This is a genomic window from Mesorhizobium sp. 128a (assembly GCF_053848025.1).
This window is the reverse complement of the sequence record NZ_JBSPKY010000117.1, coordinates 1-334: the sequence shown is the minus strand read 5'-3', so window position 1 is coordinate 334 and position 334 is coordinate 1. Positions and strand designations below refer to the sequence as shown.

The window sequence follows — 334 nt, the reverse complement described above, 5'->3', positions numbered from 1 at the left end:
CGGAGCAGGCGGGCCAGCAGGGGCATGTTTGGCCGCCGGCTGCGCCGTTGCAAGCCTTTGCCGGCCCAGGCGACAGCGCTCCTGGACTTGCTGCCGCCGACTGGGGAGCGCTTGGCAATCCGCAGAACGACGGGCAGGACGTAGGCATCCTCCTCGACCAAGCAGAGACACCGGACTGGCTGCAGGACCAGCATTGGCTGAACCGAAACGCCCCCGAACCTGGTTCCGCACCGGGCGATGGCGCTGCTGGGCTTCCTGCCGCCGACGGGGGAGCGATCGACAATCTGGAGAACGAGCAGGACTTTGGCATGCTCGACGGCTGGTCGCCGGTCGA

Annotated in this window: 1 protein-coding gene; it reads left to right on the top strand. The window is 68.0% G+C overall.

Annotated features, from left to right (window positions below; all coding sequences use genetic code 11):
* Nucleotides 1-47 precede the first annotated feature (47 nt).
* Nucleotides 48-334 (top strand): hypothetical protein (locus tag ACWTU9_RS33325; protein WP_455862034.1); only part of this gene is annotated, 287 nt, incomplete at its 3' end.